The 602-nt window shown below is 59.8% G+C and carries 1 protein-coding gene; it reads right to left on the bottom strand.

Annotation, left to right across the window (positions count from 1 at the left end; translation table 11 throughout):
• The coding region (locus GV827_RS23260; RefSeq protein ID WP_164356726.1) for an IS110 family transposase at positions 1 to 558 on the bottom strand (558 nt) is incomplete at its 3' end.
• Positions 559 to 602: the final 44 nt, after the last annotated feature.

Raw genomic sequence — 602 nt, 5'->3', positions numbered from 1 at the left:
GTCAGCCATGACGCTGATCGCCAGGTCGGTCTCGCCGGCCTCGGCGAGTTGATCACGAAACCTTTGGCGCATGCCAGCTTGCCCGACCGCGCCCATGCAGATCCCGAACACTTTCAGCACGCCGCGAACATGACCCTCTAGGTCTTTGCGCAGCCGTATCAACCGCTCGCGTGTGCCGATCAGAACACGCACGCGCTCAGAAGCCTCACTCCGGATGTGTACTTGGCTAAACCAGCCTGTTCGCGCGAGATGGGCAAGCCCCTCTGCGTCGCCCGGATCGGACTTGTTAATCCGGCCCGACAGCGCCTTATGCGCAAGGCGCGCGTCGATACAGGTGATCGGCAGACCGCGCTTCTCCAACTCTCGGGTGAGCCAGATGGCAAGGATGCCGCTCTCATGAACAATGCGATCCGGAGCGGGCGCATGTTTTGCAATGAATGCAGTGATCTCGTCGGGATCAGAGGTCGTGTCGCCTCGGGCGAGTACCGATCCCGCGGCATCAACCACGCAGATCGATACGGATTTGACGGACACGTCGAGACCTACATAATGGGTCATGGTCGTTCTCCTTTACGGCTGGTTTTGTGAGGCCGATACTATAG

The sequence above is a fragment of the Sulfitobacter sediminilitoris genome (assembly GCF_010667575.1).
In the GTDB taxonomy this organism is placed as follows: Bacteria; Pseudomonadota; Alphaproteobacteria; order Rhodobacterales; family Rhodobacteraceae; genus Sulfitobacter; species Sulfitobacter sediminilitoris.
The sequence above is the reverse complement of the archived record's forward strand: the minus strand, read 5'-3'. Positions and strand labels throughout refer to the sequence as shown.